Below are 13927 nucleotides of genomic sequence, written 5' to 3'. Positions count from 1 at the left end.
TGACAGAAAGAAAGCGGCGCCAAATCGGCGCCGCTTTTGCTTGTGCACGTTCGTTTTCAGCCGTTTTGTCGTCAGGTAAACGCATTGAACGTAATGATCGTCTGGGTATCCTTGATATGATCCAGCTTGTGAATCTGTTCATTCACATAGCGGCCGATGTCCTGCTCGTCTTCAACATATACCTTGACCAACAATTCAAACGGGCCGGAGATGGAATAGACTTCGGAAACGCCTTCGACTTCTTCAACAAGCGCTGCTGCGACGTCGTAGGCTTTGCCAAGTTCACATTTCACAAAGATGAAAAATGGATGCATCGGATCGGCTCCGGTTTGATGTTGAATTCAGGACAAGCTACCTGCGTTGCATGATCCATGCAATCATCAAGCAGGGCCGCCCCACAGCATATCAGGTTAAAGGGTTTTGCTTTCAGCTTTTGATGCGCGTTCTTTGACGGCATCCAGTGTCAGGTCCCAGACTGTCGTACCTTCGGTTTCTGCTGTCAGGCTCGCCATCGCAAGGCCAGATGCCATGGCGGCTTCGAAACTTGCATCCGGTTTGGAGTAGGCGGACAGAAATCCCGAATACAATGCGTCCCCCGCGCCATTGACATCCTTGACCCTGGTCGGCAGCGGCTGCCAGAATGCGGTTCCCGATGAGGAAGAGGACACAACTCCTTGCGCGCCAAGCGTGATCACGACATCCGTGATGCCCTTGCCACGCAAAAGTTCAACAGCCACCTTGGCCTCTGCAAGTTCTTTGATCTCGATGCCAGTCAGAACGCGCGCCTCCGCGCGATTGGCTATCAGCAGATCAAGTTCACCAAGCACCGGTTTGAAGCGCGCAGCCTTACTGGGCGAAACTGTGGCAGCACAAAGTTTCGTCGGCCCTTTGTTTTTGGCAAGCCATGTGATGCTTTCTGTCGGGAGATTGGCATCAACCAACCACCACGGCCGCGCCTGAAGGTCTGTCAAATGCGGTTCAAGGCGATCAATGGTCAGTAAATCATAGACCTCGGCATTCATCATACCAAGGGCCAGCTCGCCGGTTTCATCAAGAAGTGCGGTGTAGCCTGCGGTCGCCATGCCATCGATCTTCATGAGAAGACCAGTATCAATCCCTATGGTCGACAGGGCCTCAGAAACCTGATCGCCGTCACCATCATCTCCGACAGCGCCCAACATTGCGACATTGTTGCCAAGAAGTCGCAGATGCACAGCAATGTTGCGGCTAACACCACCAGGCTTGCGATGCAATGTTCGAACCGGGTTTGACGCAGCCGGAACGAAAGTCTCGGTGCATTGCAATGTGCGGTCAAAATGGGCAGCGCCAAAGCAAAGAATGTTGGGATCAGGTGTCATCGAGAACGGGTGCTCTTTGTCGTGCATGTACTATAAGCGCCGTTGATAAGCCTCAAACGCGCATCAAGGCAAGAAAAACAAAAAAGGCAGCCCTTCATGGACTGCCTTTCCTTCGTTCGACCAAACGGCAAACCCGTTATTTCAGATTGATGCGGCCTTTGGTTGCCGGGGTCATCGGTGACTTAAGCCCGATATAATCCGCCACAGCCTGTTCAAGGTTCGGGCCGAAGTCATAGACATCGGTGGCTTTATCTCGGAACAGTGCGTAGCCATCACCGCCACTGCGCATGAAGTCGTTGGAGACGACGCCATACATCTTGCCAGCCTCGATCGGCACGAAGTCATTTCCGTCGGCAACCATCACATTGGAAACGCGTGATCCGACAGGTTGGGAAAGATCGAGATCAAATTTCAAGCCCGCAACCTGCGGGAATTGACCCTTGCCTTCATCGACCTTTGAAACGCCATGTTCAAGCGAAGCGACAATATCGGCACCTGAAAGCTTGAAGGTCGCCAATGCGTTCTGGAACGGCAGGACCGTCAGGACTTCACCCATGGTAACGGTGCCTTCATCGATACTGGCACGGACACCACCACCGTTCTGAATAGCGATCTGATAGCCATCGCCGGCTTTCCAAAGCATGGCATCGGCCACCAATGACCCCATGGAACATTCCATCTGACGGCAAATCTCACGTGATCCATCTGCGGGGGCGGTGAAGCTACCGACTTCAAGGGTGCGAACGGCATCAACCTGACCGCTGGCTTTGTCGATAACGGCAAGAACATCCGCAGCCGGTTTGATGCTGGCATCAAGGGCAATTGGATCACCGGACCATGCCGTTGCAACACCAGCATCATCAAAGGTGACGTTCAGGTCGCCGAGATAACGGCTATAGGCATAGGCCTGAACGATCAGAACAGGTTTTCCATCCGCACCATTTTTGACGACCGGGTAGGGATGGGATGCCTTGTCATCGGTGTTCGAGAACAGAAGATGATCATGTCCACCGACAATCACATCAACACCGGTGACGTCGTCGACATACTCAAAATCGGCGTAAGAGCCCGAATGGCTCAGTACCACAATCTTGTTGATACCCTGTGCCGTCAGTCGATCGACGGCACTTTGTAGTGATTGCGCAAGATCGTTAAATTTCACGTTTGGACCGGCACTTGAAATATCGGCCGTTTCCGGGGTTGTCAGACCAATGATGCCGATGCGTTCGCCGCCAACCGTGATGATGGTTTCGGGCTTGATCAGTTCATTGAGGTCGTTAACCGTTGCCTCGATATTGGCAGAAAGAACCGGGGTCAGGCTTTTCTTGATAAAGCGCGCCAGAACGTCGGGACCATCATCAAATTCATGGTTGCCGACAGCCATGGCGTCATAGTCGACAAGGTTCATCAGTTCGGCGGTAAGTGACCCCTTGTAGGTCGAATAGAACAATGACCCCTGGAACTGATCGCCCGCATCGACAACCAGAACATTTCCGCCCGCTGCACGGGCGTCGCGAATGGCTGTTGCAAGGCGGCCATAACCGCCAAAGCACTTGCCCTCGGCGTCATCTTCAGCACTGCAGGTATTGTTATATCTCGTGACCGACTCAATGCGGTCGTGAACATCATTGGTATGGATCAGACGCAAATCGTAATCGGCCAATGCGCTTCCGGCACCAAAGGTCAGCATGGTGCAGGCCGACAGCAGCCCTGCAATTGTTCTTTTCATTCCTGTTCTCCAACAACAATCAAACCGTCCTGTCCCCGAGGGGCGGGATATTTCAAAATGCACATCTATGGGTCGGAAAATCTTTGCCCCGCACGGATGCTAGCACCAATTTTTCTGAGACGGTATGACCGGTTGGTGACGCTGTGGTGAAAATTACACTTCCTCTGGAATGGCGGTTTTGTCCGATAGATGATTGCTGCGGAAGAATCGGGTGCGGAGCAATTTCAACCAAGTGGGGCTCAATCGCGACGATTTTGCGCCTTTGGCGCGTATCGAAAACCAGAAAATGCAATATAAGTGATCAGGGTTCGGATTTCGGGCCTTTTAGCCGAAAACTAAGGGAAACCCCGCAGATACGCGTTATGCTGTTACGGTTGTGGCGGGTCGACTTTGACCAACCGGCCAGGTTTTGTCGACGGCTTGCGTGTTCGGCTATTTACAGGGCACTATATTTTGTAGTTACCATGAGCGTCCGCAGCATGATCACCAGCGTTGCATTGGTTGTTTACCAGAGCCGTATTTTCACGCTGCGAGACATGTGTTTTCGATGAGGGAGTTCCGCCAATCAACAGGGCATTGGCGGAAAGAATAATCAGAATTCAAACAAAGAAGGGCATCGGAATGAAAAAGCTTCTGACCTCGGTGGTCGCGGCTGTCGCTTGCTATGCAGGTGTTGCTTCGGCTGCAGAAATTGAGCCTGCGGTAATTTATGACATGGGTGGTCGCTTTGACCGCTCATTCAACCAGGCAGCATACACAGGTGCCGAGAAGTACAAGGAAGACAAAGGCGTTGAGTATCGCGACTTTGAAATCCAGAACGATTCTCAGCGCGAGCAGGCAATGCGCAATTTTGCGCGCCGCGGCATGAACCCGATTGTTGCTATTGGGTTTAACCAAGCATCCGCGCTGGAAAAAGTGGCCAAAGAGTTCCCGGACACCAAGTTCGCTATCATTGATATGGTAGTCGATTTGCCAAACGTTCAGTCAATCGTTTTCAAGGAACATGAAGGTTCTTTCCTTGTGGGGGTTCTGGCTGCAATGGCATCTGAAACCGGTAAAGTTGGATTTATTGGTGGCATGGATATTCCGCTCATTCGGAAGTTTTCTTGCGGATACGTTCAAGGTGTTAAACACGCAAATGCTGACGCAGAAGTTTTCCAGAACATGACTGGTACAACGCCTTCCGCTTGGAATGACCCGGTGAAGGGCGGTGAGCTGGCGAAATCACAGTTCGACCGTGGCGCGGATGTTGTCTACCATGCCGCTGGCGGAACAGGTGTTGGCGTTTTGCAGGCTGCGGCAGACGCGGGTAAACTTGGTATTGGCGTCGATTCCAACCAGAATGGCATGCACCCGGGGTCGGTCCTGACTTCGATGCTGAAACGTGTTGATGTTGCCGTTTACGAATCTTTTGATGCCGCAGCCAATGATACTTGGGAGCCGGGCCTGACCATTCTTGGTCTTGCTGAAGGCGGTGTAGATTGGGCGCTTGATGAAAATAACGAAAGCCTGATCACCGAAGACATGAAAGCAGCCGTTGCCAAGGCCAAGGAAGAAATCATTTCCGGTGACCTTGAAGTACACGATTACATGAGCGATAGCGCCTGCCCAATGTAAGGCAGCCGTCAAAGCAAATCGGGGATTTGTCGTGTCGGATACGATGCATCAAATGCACGGCGCCGGGGAAACCGGTGCCGTGCAACCCGCTATTGAACTGCGTGGAATAGACAAGCGGTTCGGTGCGGTACATGCCAATAAAGAAATCGACCTTAAGGTCGACAAAGGAACAATCCACGGGATCGTGGGGGAGAATGGGGCTGGTAAATCGACCCTGATGAGTATTCTGTATGGCTTTTATCAGGCCGATGCAGGGACCATTCATGTTGATGGCAAGCTCTGTGAAATCAATGGATCAGAAGACGCGATTGCCGTGGGGATCGGCATGGTTCATCAGCATTTCATGCTGGTGGAGACATTTTCCGTTCTCGAAAACGTCATTCTGGGTGTCGAAGGCGGTGCTGTTCTGCGCGATGGGGTCGAAAAGGCGCGCGAGGAGCTAAAACGTCTGGAGCGTGAATATTCGCTCAATATCGACCCGGATGCTAAGGTGGGCGACCTTTCGGTCGGTCTTCAGCAACGCGTGGAAATTCTCAAGGCCCTGTATCGCGGGGCTGAAATTCTTATTCTTGATGAACCGACCGGCGTTCTGACCCCCCAAGAGGCGGATCATCTTTTCCGAATTTTGGATACGCTCAAGGAGCAGGGCAAGACGGTTGTTCTGATTACCCATAAATTGCGCGAAATCATGGCTGCAACGGACAATGTTTCCGTCATGCGCCAGGGCGAAATGGTGGCTCATCGCAAGACGGCCGAAACCAGCCCGGAAGAACTTTCCGAACTAATGGTCGGCCGCAAGGTGCTGTTACGTCTTGAAAAAGGCGAGGCAAACCCAGCCGATACCGTGCTTAATGTTGATAATCTGTGTGTTGATAACGCTCAAGGTGTGCGCAAGGTCAAAAATGCCACCTTCAATGTGCGCGCCGGCGAAATCGTTGGCATCGCCGGGGTTTCCGGTAACGGTCAAAGCGAATTGCTTGAAGCGCTTGGCGGGATCAGATCTGCCAGCGAAGGCATGGTGGAACTGAACGGGCAGGATATCACACCTGGTAAAGGTGTTGATGCTGCCGAGTTGCGGCGTCGTGGTGTTGCACATGTGCCCGAAGATCGTCATCGCATGGCGATGGTTACGGCATTCTCCGCCAAGGAGGCGGCAATTCTCGGCTATGAAGATGACCCAGCCTATCAGAAGGGTGTGCTTCTTGATTGGCATGCCATTTCCGAAGCCACAGCCAATATGATGTCGGAATTTGATGTGCGTCCAAATAATCCGGATTTGAAGGCCGCCAATTTCTCGGGTGGTAACCAGCAAAAGCTGGTTCTGGCGCGCGAAATCATGCGTGACCCGGAACTGCTTCTGGTTGGTCAGCCGACCCGTGGTGTTGATATTGGGGCCATTGAATTCATTCACAAACGTATTGTCGCCATGCGGGACGCGGGTAAAGCCGTCCTTTTGGTGTCCGTGGAGCTTGACGAAATCATGTCGCTTGCCGACCGCATTCTGGTGATGTGCGATGGTGCCATCATCGGTGAAGTCGCCGCATCCGAGGCAAATGAACGTGTGCTTGGCCTGATGATGGCCGGCGTTGATCCGAACGAGGCCAAGGCCGCGGAGGGTCAGGCATGAGCAAGACTGTCGAACTGCCGCGCTGGATCGATGTCGGCGTATTGCCTTTTTTGAACCTGTTGCTTGCTCTTATCGTTTCTGGGCTGTTGGTTGTTGCGATTGGCGAAAACCCGGTCGAAGTTGTCGAGATCCTGCTTTATGGCGCATTCGGATATGAAGAAGCTTGGGGGTATACGCTGTATTACACCACCAACTTCATTTTCACCGGTTTGGCATTTGCCGTGGCGTTCCATTGTGGGCTGTTCAACATTGGTGCCGAAGGGCAGGCTTATGTCGGTGGCCTTGGCGTGACGCTGGCGGCCCTTTACCTCGACTTCTTGCCATTTCCGATCATGCTGGTGGTGTCGATGCTGGCTGCGATGATTTTTGGCGCGGCGTGGTCGTATATTCCAGCTTACCTGCAGGCGCGTCGTGGCTCGCACGTCGTGATCACGACGATCATGTTCAACTTCATTGCATCGTCTCTGATGGTTTATCTGCTGGTGAATGTCCTTCGTCCAGAAGGATCCATGACACCGGAAAGTGAACAGATCGCTGAACATCTGAGGCTGCCGTTCATTCATGACATTGCCGGGGCCCTTGGCATTGAAATGGCATCAAGCCCGCTGAACCTGTCCTTTGTCTATGCGATTGTCATTAGCGTTATGGTTTGGCTGTTCATCTGGCATACCCGCTGGGGATATGCCATCCGCACGGTCGGTGCCAACGCTGTGGCGGCGACCTATGCCGGATTGGAACCGGGCCGGTTCATCATCATTGCCATGATGATTTCAGGGGCCTTGTCGTCCTTTATGGCGCTTAACGAGGTCATGGGCGTTCAGCACCGTTTGCTGATTGATTTCACAGCCGGTTATGGCTTTGTCGGCATTGCTGTTGCTCTGATGGGACGTAACCATCCGTTTGGTATCTTCCTTGCAGCTTTGCTATTCGGGATGCTCTATCAGGGTGGGGCGGAGCTTTCTTTTGAAATTCCGACCATTTCCAATGACATGGTTGTGGTTATTCAGGGTCTTGTGATCCTGTTTACCGGTGCGATGGAGCACATGTTCCGACCGCGTGTGACAAAGATCTATACGGCCTGGCGCCTGCGCCAGGATGCCGGGGAGGCCGCATAATGGATACCTATCAGCTTATTATCCTGTTGCTTGACGCAACGCTGCGGACCTCGACACCACTTATTCTCGCAGCCCTTGCAGGAATGTTTTCCGAGCGGTCCGGGACGATTAACCTTGCGCTCGAAGGCATGATGCTTGGCGGGGCGTTTTCGGCCGCTGCGGTTGCCTTTTATGTCGGAAGCCCGTGGGTTGGCTTGTTGGCTGCGATTGCCACCACCATTGGGTTGTCACTGCTACATGGTTTTGCCTGCATCACGCATAAGGGCAACCAGGTTGTGTCGGGTATGGCTATCAATATTCTGATGTCCGGTTTGACAGCCCTTGTCGGCATTGCGTTGTTTGCTCAAGGCGGTAAAACCCCCGCACTTGACAAGGCATCGCGTTTTCAGCCGATTACGTTCCCCGGTGCCGAAGCGTTTCGCGATGTGCCGGTTCTTGGTCCGATCTATTCGGAATTGCTAAGTGGTCACAACATATTGGTCTATGTCGCCTTTATTGCTGTGCCGGCAGCTTGGTGGGTCATGTATCGTACGCGGTTTGGCTTGCGTTTGCGGGCTGTTGGTGAGAACCCCGGGGCAGTGGATACTGCTGGTATCGGTGTTGTCGCCATGCGCTATCGCGCCGTGATTTGCAGTGGTGTCCTTGTCGGCATGTCTGGCGCGTACCTTTCAACGGCGCAAGGTGCATCCTTCCTGCAGGACATGACAGCAGGCAAGGGCTATATCGCGCTGGCAGCAATGGTATTTGGCAAGTGGCGTCCGTTCCCGGCATTGGCGGCTTGCCTGTTGTTCGGTTTTCTTGATGCTGCGGCAACCCGTTTGCAGGGCGTTGTCTTGCCAGGTATCGGTGAAGTTCCGGTCCAGTTGGTGCAGGCATTGCCATATGTTCTGACGGTTATTCTTCTGGCCGGGTTCATTGGTCGGGCCATTCCGCCAAAGGCGCTTGGCCGCGCCTATGTCAAGGAACGCTAAGCTTTTCGTGGTTTGGTTCTGCTCATATTATAAACACAGAGCCAAACCACAATTTCACGATATTGTCCGCTTTGGTCAGGCGCGATAGGTAATCAGAACAGGATCATAAAATGGTTGCTCAGAAACAGGCTCCGCGCGATCTGATTGACGCGGCACTTGCTGCTCGTGACAAGGCTTATGCGCCTTATTCCAACTTCTTTGTTGGCGCAGCATTGCGGACGCTAGAGGGCAAAGTCATCTCGGGCTGTAATGTTGAAAACGCCGCATACCCGGAAGGTGTCTGTGCCGAAGCCGGGGCGATTTCTGCCATGGTGCTTTCTGGCGAAACACGGTTTGATGAGATCGTCGTAGTCGGGCTTGGCGATATCGCCTGCACCCCGTGTGGTGGGTGCCGTCAGAAAATTCGCGAGTTCACCGGTGCGGACGCCACCATCTTTATCATCAATGATGCGGGTGAAACGCTGCTGACGCTCAGCCGTGAAGAACTTATTCCCCATTCCTTCGGGCCGGAGAACCTCAAATGAGCAACGTAAAAGCTGCACTTGACGTGATTGCCAGCAAGGCACCGGATTTCAAGGCAGAAGTCGCATTGGTTTTGGGAAGCGGCCTTGGCGGTGTCGTTGACGCTGTGAGCGATGCGATCATTATTGCTTATGAAGACCTGCCGGGATTCCCGCGACCAACCGTGGTTGGACACGGCGGAAAACTTGTTCTCGGCCGTATTGGCGGGGTGGCTGTGGCGGTCATGCAAGGGCGGGCGCATTATTACGAGCATGGCCGATCGGATCTGATGGCAGAGCCGCTTGAGACCCTGCGCGAGTTGGGGGCAGGGCGCTTGCTTTTGACCAATGCCGCCGGTTCATTGCTTCCCGACGCCGTGCCAGGAAGTTTGATGCTGATCACCGATCATATCAGCCTGTTCGGACCGAACCCGTTGATCGGCTATCACGGCAATGACCGGTTTGTCGGTATGGATGTGCCGTATGATCCGGAAATCGGTTCCGGACTTCATGATGCGGCGGCAAAGCTTGGCATCAAGCTGTTCGAGGGTACCTATTGCTGGTGCACCGGGCCGAGCTTTGAAACGCCTGCTGAAATCCGTGCGCTCAAGGTGTTAGGTGCGGATGCGGTTGGCATGTCGACTGTGCCGGAAAATATTCTTGGTCGCCGACTTGGCTTTAAGGTGGCTGCTGTTTCGAACATCACCAATCTGGCTGCAGGCATGAGTGCGACCCCACTTAGCCACGACCAGACACTTGAAATGTCAAAAGATGGTTCTGCCAATCTTATCAAGATATTGCTGCAGTATTTTTCAAGTGATGTGTAAGCAATTCTGACTTCAAAACTGCTGATTTGATTCAACTAAAAGTGCGCAGGAGACAGCATATGCTGCCCCAGGAAATCATTCGCCGTAAACGCGAAGGCGAAGTTCTGACCGACGCCGAAATCGCCTTCTTCGTCAAGGGTATCACTGACAACAGCATCAGCGAGGGGCAGGTTGCTGCCTTGGCAATGGCTGTGTTCTTTAACGGGATGACCATGGACGAACGCGCTGCCCTGACGCGCAATATGCGCGATAGCGGTACGGTTCTGGACTGGAAGGCGCTTGGTTTGGATGGTCCTGTCGTAGACAAGCATTCGACCGGTGGCGTTGGTGACAAGGTAAGCCTGATGCTGGGCCCGATTGTCGGAGCCTGTGGCGCCTTTGTGCCGATGATTTCCGGCCGTGGTCTTGGTCATACCGGCGGGACCTTGGACAAGTTTGATTCCATTCCTGGCTATCGCACAACACCGACACTCGAAGAGTTCGCCAAGGTCACCCGGGAAGTGGGCTGTGCGATTATTGGGCAGACATCCGATCTTGCCCCTGCAGACAAGCGGTTTTATGGCATTCGCGATGTCACTGCGACGGTCGAGAGCATCCCGTTGATTACGGCGTCCATTTTGTCAAAAAAACTGGCAGCCGGGCTTGATAGCCTTGTGATGGACGTGAAATTCGGTTCTGGCGCCTTTATGGCAGAGTATGAGCGTGCCCGGGAACTTGCGGAAAGCATTACCGAAGTTGCGACCCGTAATGGTGTTCCGACGGTCGCACTGCTAACGGACATGGAACAGGTTCTTGGTGACGCAGTTGGTAATGCACTTGAAATGCAGGAAGCGATTGATTTTCTGACCGGCAAACATCAGGAGCAGCGTGTCTACGACGTTACGATGGCTCTGGCGGCAGAAATGCTTGCTGTTAGTGGTGTGGCCGTTGATGTCTCCGATGGGCTGCAAATGGCAACAGAGGCGCTTGATAGCGGAAAGGCTGCCGAGACCTTTGGCAAGATGGTCTCAAGTTTGGGTGGTCCGGCGGACTTTGTTGATAACACCGCGAAATACCTTGAACCGGCTCCGATGAAGAACACGATCACGGCGGCCAAGACCGGACGTGTCCTTTCCATGGATGCCAGAAAGGTCGGACTTGCGCTGGTTTCGCTTAAGGGCGGACGGACGCGTGCCGATCAGAAGATCGATTTTGCCGTCGGCTTCACCGATTTCATCAAGGTTGGGCAACCAGTTTCGGCAGAAACGCCGATCTGCATTGCCCACACCCGCGATCAGGCGCAGCTTGAAGAAGCAACCGCCTTGCTGCGTGAAGCAATTTTGATCGGGGAGGGCGATGTTGATCCGACGGGCAGCGAACCAGCAGTGCGTGAACGTATCGTTGCGCGCAAACAGGCCTGATGCTCAAACAAAGAAGTAAACGAAAGCCGGGTTAACGCCCGGCTTTTTCATATGCTTTCACTGCATCTTTGAGCAGTCAAATCGCGCTCATCCGTAATCTGGCAGTTTCTATAGCCGGGTGGTTTAGTGACGGTTCTGATGCTCATAAGCGGACAAGGCTTGCCAAATGGACCAAGAGAAAGCATTTTGATCAGGAATGAAAATTTTACAATAAAGACGAAAATTGAAGACAGAAGGAGAGAGGCATGGGGAAACTGGATCGACGTCGTAGAGAGATTTTGGAGCTGGTTGCCTCCAACAGCTTTATGACCATAGATACCCTTGCCGAACACTTTTCTGTCACACCACAAACCATCCGACGCGATATCAATGAAATGGCCGAAGAAGGCCTGATTGCCCGTTATCACGGGGGCGCGGCCAGCGTTTCGACCACCGAGAATACTGCCTATACCGACCGTCAGGTCCTAAACCTTGGCAGCAAACGCGAAATTGCGAAGCTGGTTGCAGAACACATTCCCGAAGGCGCGTCTTTGTTCATCAATATCGGGACAACCAACGAGGAAGTCGCCCATGCGCTCCTTGGGCACAAGAGCCTGAAAATCATCACCAACAACCTGCATGTTGCGGAAATCTGTGCCGCGAACCAAGGCTTTGAAGTGATTATTGCCGGTGGTGTTGTGCGACAGCGCGATTTCGGGGTGATCGGAGAGGCGACCATCGACTTCATTAACCAGTTCAAAGTCGATTACGCAATTGTCGGGATTTCCGGTGTGGACGAAGACGGCAGTCTGATGGATTTCGATTATCGTGAAGTCCGCGTAGCGCGCGCGATCATCTCCAATGCGCGTCAGACGTTCCTGTGCACGGATGCCTCCAAGTTCGGTCGTCGCGCCATGGTGCGTCTTGGACACCTTTCAGAGATTGATGCGCTGTTCACCGATCGTCATCCGGGGCCGGTCTGGTCGGATGTTATCCGCGAGGCCGATGTTTCGGTCTACACGGCAAATTAGGTGTTCGCTGCACCGTCAATGGCGCTCTTTAGCTATAGACATGGTCTTCGCGTTTGCCGGTGCGCATGGTAATCGGGCCTTGGGATGACCCATTTAACATCTGCGTTAGATGTTCATTGTGGGCATCGTCGATATCATCGGTCTTGCCCGACCAATACACTTTGCCTTCATGCATCATCATCAGGTTCTGGTAACGGGTTCGCGCAATCTGCATATCGTTGGTGATTGAAATCACCGTGGTGCCGCGTTGCTCGGCGATCTTGCCAATCATGCGTTCGATATGGTTCGACAGAACCGGGTCAAGACCGGCAGTGGGGTTGTCGAGCAGCAAAATAGCCGGGTCTGTTGAAATGGCCCGGGCAACGCCAACGCGTTTCTGCATCCCGCCTGACAGGTCACCGGGGGTAAGGTCTGCACTTTCAGCAGCAAGCCCGACAAGCCCAAGCAGATGAACGGCATGTTCCTTGGCATCCTTGCGGCTGAGTGTGCCAAGCTCAATCTGGCGGAAACAAATATTTTCCCAGACCTTCAGGCTGTCAAACAGGGCGTTTTGTTGAAAAAGCATACCAATGCGTTCCGCCCATTCGGCCCGTTTGGGTGCATTGGTCTGGCTGACATCATCGCCATCAAGGATGATCTTGCCGTCATCCGCGCCGTAAATCCCGACCAGACATTTCATCAGAACACTTTTGCCAGCGGCAGATGGGCCAATGATCGCCATTGTCCCACCTTTGGGCAGGTGCAGGCTGACATTATCAAGGGCATGCTTGCTGCCAAATCGTTTGCTGAGATGTTCAACAGCGATAAAGGCCGATTGTGTGGCGGAACTGGTTTCGGGCGTGGTCATCAGAATTCCGGATAATGAACGGGGTGGGGCGAGTTTCGGCAATTGCGCAGGTATGGGCAAGGATCATTTTTACAAAAATGAAAACGGCCCCTATTAAAGGGGCCGTTTTGCAAAAATGATATAGTTCGATAACCGATTAGTGCGACAGAATCTGGCTGAGGAACAGCTTCGTACGATCGCTTTTCGGGTTATCAAAGAACTCGTGCGGACCGGCCATTTCAACGATTTGGCCGGCATCCATGAAAATCACACGGTCAGCGACCTCTTTGGCGAAGCCCATTTCGTGGGTCACGCAAAGCATGGTCATACCTTCCTTGGCAAGCTCGACCATCACGTCGAGAACTTCCTTGACCATTTCCGGGTCAAGTGCCGAGGTCGGCTCATCAAACAGCATGATTTTCGGCTGCATGCAAAGCGAACGGGCAATTGCCACACGCTGCTGCTGACCACCGGAAAGCTGACCCGGATATTTAAGGGCCTGCTCTGCAATCCGGACACGCTCAAGGTAATGCATGGCGAGTTCCGTGGCTTCTTTCTTGGGCATCTTGCGAACCCAGATCGGAGCCAGCGTAAGGTTTTCCAGCACGGTCATGTGCGGGAAAAGGTTGAAGTGCTGGAACACCATGCAAACTTCGCGGCGCACGGCCTCGATGTTTTTGACGTCGTCGCCAAGCAAAATGCCATCGACGTAGATTTCACCGCTCTGATAGGTCTCAAGGCGGTTCATAGTGCGGATCAGCGTCGATTTGCCAGACCCCGACGGGCCACAGACAACGATACGCTCACCTTTGCGAACGGACAGGTCAATATCCTGAAGAACATGGAAATTGCCGTACCATTTGTTCATCTTGTTGACGACGATGACATCCTCTTTGGACGGAGGAGGCACAGCGCCGGTAGTGGTTTCAGTTGCTACAGTCATTGTT

At 53.2% G+C, this 13927-nt stretch carries 13 protein-coding genes; 8 read left to right on the top strand and 5 right to left on the bottom strand.

The window, feature by feature from the left end; genetic code table 11:
* Positions 1-71 precede the first annotated feature (71 nt).
* From HED22_RS02395 to HED22_RS02385, 3 genes are all read right to left on the bottom strand, one after another.
* Positions 72-314, bottom strand: a complete 243-nt coding sequence (locus HED22_RS02395; RefSeq protein ID WP_167718484.1) for an Lrp/AsnC ligand binding domain-containing protein — start codon at positions 312-314, stop codon at positions 72-74.
* A 96-nt stretch (positions 315-410) separates the two neighbouring features.
* Positions 411-1385 (bottom strand): PfkB family carbohydrate kinase, encoded by a 975-nt coding sequence (locus tag HED22_RS02390; RefSeq protein ID WP_254869674.1) that lies wholly within the window; start codon positions 1383-1385, stop codon positions 411-413.
* A gap of 109 nt (positions 1386-1494) precedes the next feature.
* Positions 1495-3087: a bifunctional UDP-sugar hydrolase/5'-nucleotidase gene (locus HED22_RS02385; protein WP_167718482.1), complete on the bottom strand. Its 1593-nt coding sequence runs from the start codon at positions 3085-3087 to the stop codon at positions 1495-1497.
* A 621-nt stretch (positions 3088-3708) separates the two neighbouring features.
* Between HED22_RS02385 and HED22_RS02380 the strand changes: the two genes are divergently transcribed.
* The 8 genes from HED22_RS02380 (at position 3709) to HED22_RS02345 (ending at position 12154) form a co-directional block, all read left to right on the top strand.
* Positions 3709-4704, top strand: coding sequence for a BMP family protein (locus HED22_RS02380; protein ID WP_167719017.1), 996 nt, complete (start codon positions 3709-3711; stop codon positions 4702-4704).
* Positions 4705-4747: 43 nt separating this feature from the next.
* The gene (locus tag HED22_RS02375; protein WP_167719014.1) at positions 4748-6331 is read left to right on the top strand and encodes an ABC transporter ATP-binding protein; all 1584 of its coding nucleotides are present in this window, start codon (positions 4748-4750) and stop codon (positions 6329-6331) included.
* A complete protein-coding gene (locus HED22_RS02370; protein ID WP_167718480.1) occupies positions 6328-7446 on the top strand; it encodes an ABC transporter permease in 1119 nt (372 codons plus the stop codon). The genes HED22_RS02375 and HED22_RS02370 overlap by 4 nt, the downstream gene beginning before the upstream one ends.
* On the top strand, positions 7446-8417 hold the full coding sequence (locus HED22_RS02365) for an ABC transporter permease (RefSeq protein WP_167718478.1): 972 nt from the start codon (positions 7446-7448) through the stop codon (positions 8415-8417). The genes HED22_RS02370 and HED22_RS02365 overlap by 1 nt, the downstream gene beginning before the upstream one ends.
* A gap of 110 nt (positions 8418-8527) precedes the next feature.
* Positions 8528-8941 carry a cytidine deaminase gene (locus tag HED22_RS02360; RefSeq protein ID WP_167718476.1) on the top strand — a complete coding sequence of 138 codons (414 nt, stop codon included), beginning with the start codon at positions 8528-8530 and terminating at the stop codon, positions 8939-8941.
* Complete coding sequence (locus HED22_RS02355; RefSeq protein WP_167718475.1) at positions 8938-9744, top strand: purine-nucleoside phosphorylase; 807 nt, start codon at positions 8938-8940, stop codon at positions 9742-9744. Before HED22_RS02360 ends, HED22_RS02355 begins: the two co-directional genes overlap by 4 nt.
* A gap of 59 nt (positions 9745-9803) precedes the next feature.
* On the top strand, positions 9804-11144 hold the full coding sequence (deoA, locus tag HED22_RS02350; protein WP_167718472.1) for a thymidine phosphorylase: 1341 nt from the start codon (positions 9804-9806) through the stop codon (positions 11142-11144).
* A gap of 245 nt (positions 11145-11389) precedes the next feature.
* The gene (locus tag HED22_RS02345; RefSeq protein WP_167718470.1) at positions 11390-12154 is read left to right on the top strand and encodes a DeoR/GlpR family DNA-binding transcription regulator; all 765 of its coding nucleotides are present in this window, start codon (positions 11390-11392) and stop codon (positions 12152-12154) included.
* A 28-nt stretch (positions 12155-12182) separates the two neighbouring features.
* Here the strand turns inward: HED22_RS02345 and HED22_RS02340 are convergent, their stop codons facing one another.
* Both HED22_RS02340 and HED22_RS02335 read right to left on the bottom strand, forming a co-directional pair.
* Entirely contained in the window at positions 12183-13001 is an 819-nt protein-coding gene (locus tag HED22_RS02340; protein WP_167718468.1) for an ABC transporter ATP-binding protein, read from the bottom strand.
* A gap of 136 nt (positions 13002-13137) precedes the next feature.
* Complete coding sequence (locus HED22_RS02335; protein ID WP_167718466.1) at positions 13138-13923, bottom strand: amino acid ABC transporter ATP-binding protein; 786 nt, start codon at positions 13921-13923, stop codon at positions 13138-13140.
* Positions 13924-13927: the final 4 nt, after the last annotated feature.

Origin of the sequence: Thalassospira sp. HF15, from assembly GCF_011806525.1 — a bacterium.
In the GTDB taxonomy this organism is placed as follows: Bacteria; Pseudomonadota; Alphaproteobacteria; order Rhodospirillales; family Thalassospiraceae; genus Thalassospira.
Note: the sequence above shows the minus strand (reverse complement) of the source record. Positions and strands in the feature narration are given on the sequence as shown.

Coding starts and splice junctions, on each gene's coding strand:
- HED22_RS02395 (WP_167718484.1), bottom strand. CDS start 314: ATGCATCCATTTTTCATCTTTGTGAAATGTGAACTTGGCAAAGCCTAC.
- HED22_RS02390 (WP_254869674.1), bottom strand. CDS start 1,385: ATGCACGACAAAGAGCACCCGTTCTCGATGACACCTGATCCCAACATT.
- HED22_RS02385 (WP_167718482.1), bottom strand. CDS start 3,087: ATGAAAAGAACAATTGCAGGGCTGCTGTCGGCCTGCACCATGCTGACC.
- HED22_RS02380 (WP_167719017.1), top strand. CDS start 3,709: ATGAAAAAGCTTCTGACCTCGGTGGTCGCGGCTGTCGCTTGCTATGCA.
- HED22_RS02375 (WP_167719014.1), top strand. CDS start 4,748: ATGCATCAAATGCACGGCGCCGGGGAAACCGGTGCCGTGCAACCCGCT.
- HED22_RS02370 (WP_167718480.1), top strand. CDS start 6,328: ATGAGCAAGACTGTCGAACTGCCGCGCTGGATCGATGTCGGCGTATTG.
- HED22_RS02365 (WP_167718478.1), top strand. CDS start 7,446: ATGGATACCTATCAGCTTATTATCCTGTTGCTTGACGCAACGCTGCGG.
- HED22_RS02360 (WP_167718476.1), top strand. CDS start 8,528: ATGGTTGCTCAGAAACAGGCTCCGCGCGATCTGATTGACGCGGCACTT.
- HED22_RS02355 (WP_167718475.1), top strand. CDS start 8,938: ATGAGCAACGTAAAAGCTGCACTTGACGTGATTGCCAGCAAGGCACCG.
- deoA (WP_167718472.1), top strand. CDS start 9,804: ATGCTGCCCCAGGAAATCATTCGCCGTAAACGCGAAGGCGAAGTTCTG.
- HED22_RS02345 (WP_167718470.1), top strand. CDS start 11,390: ATGGGGAAACTGGATCGACGTCGTAGAGAGATTTTGGAGCTGGTTGCC.
- HED22_RS02340 (WP_167718468.1), bottom strand. CDS start 13,001: ATGACCACGCCCGAAACCAGTTCCGCCACACAATCGGCCTTTATCGCT.
- HED22_RS02335 (WP_167718466.1), bottom strand. CDS start 13,923: ATGACTGTAGCAACTGAAACCACTACCGGCGCTGTGCCTCCTCCGTCC.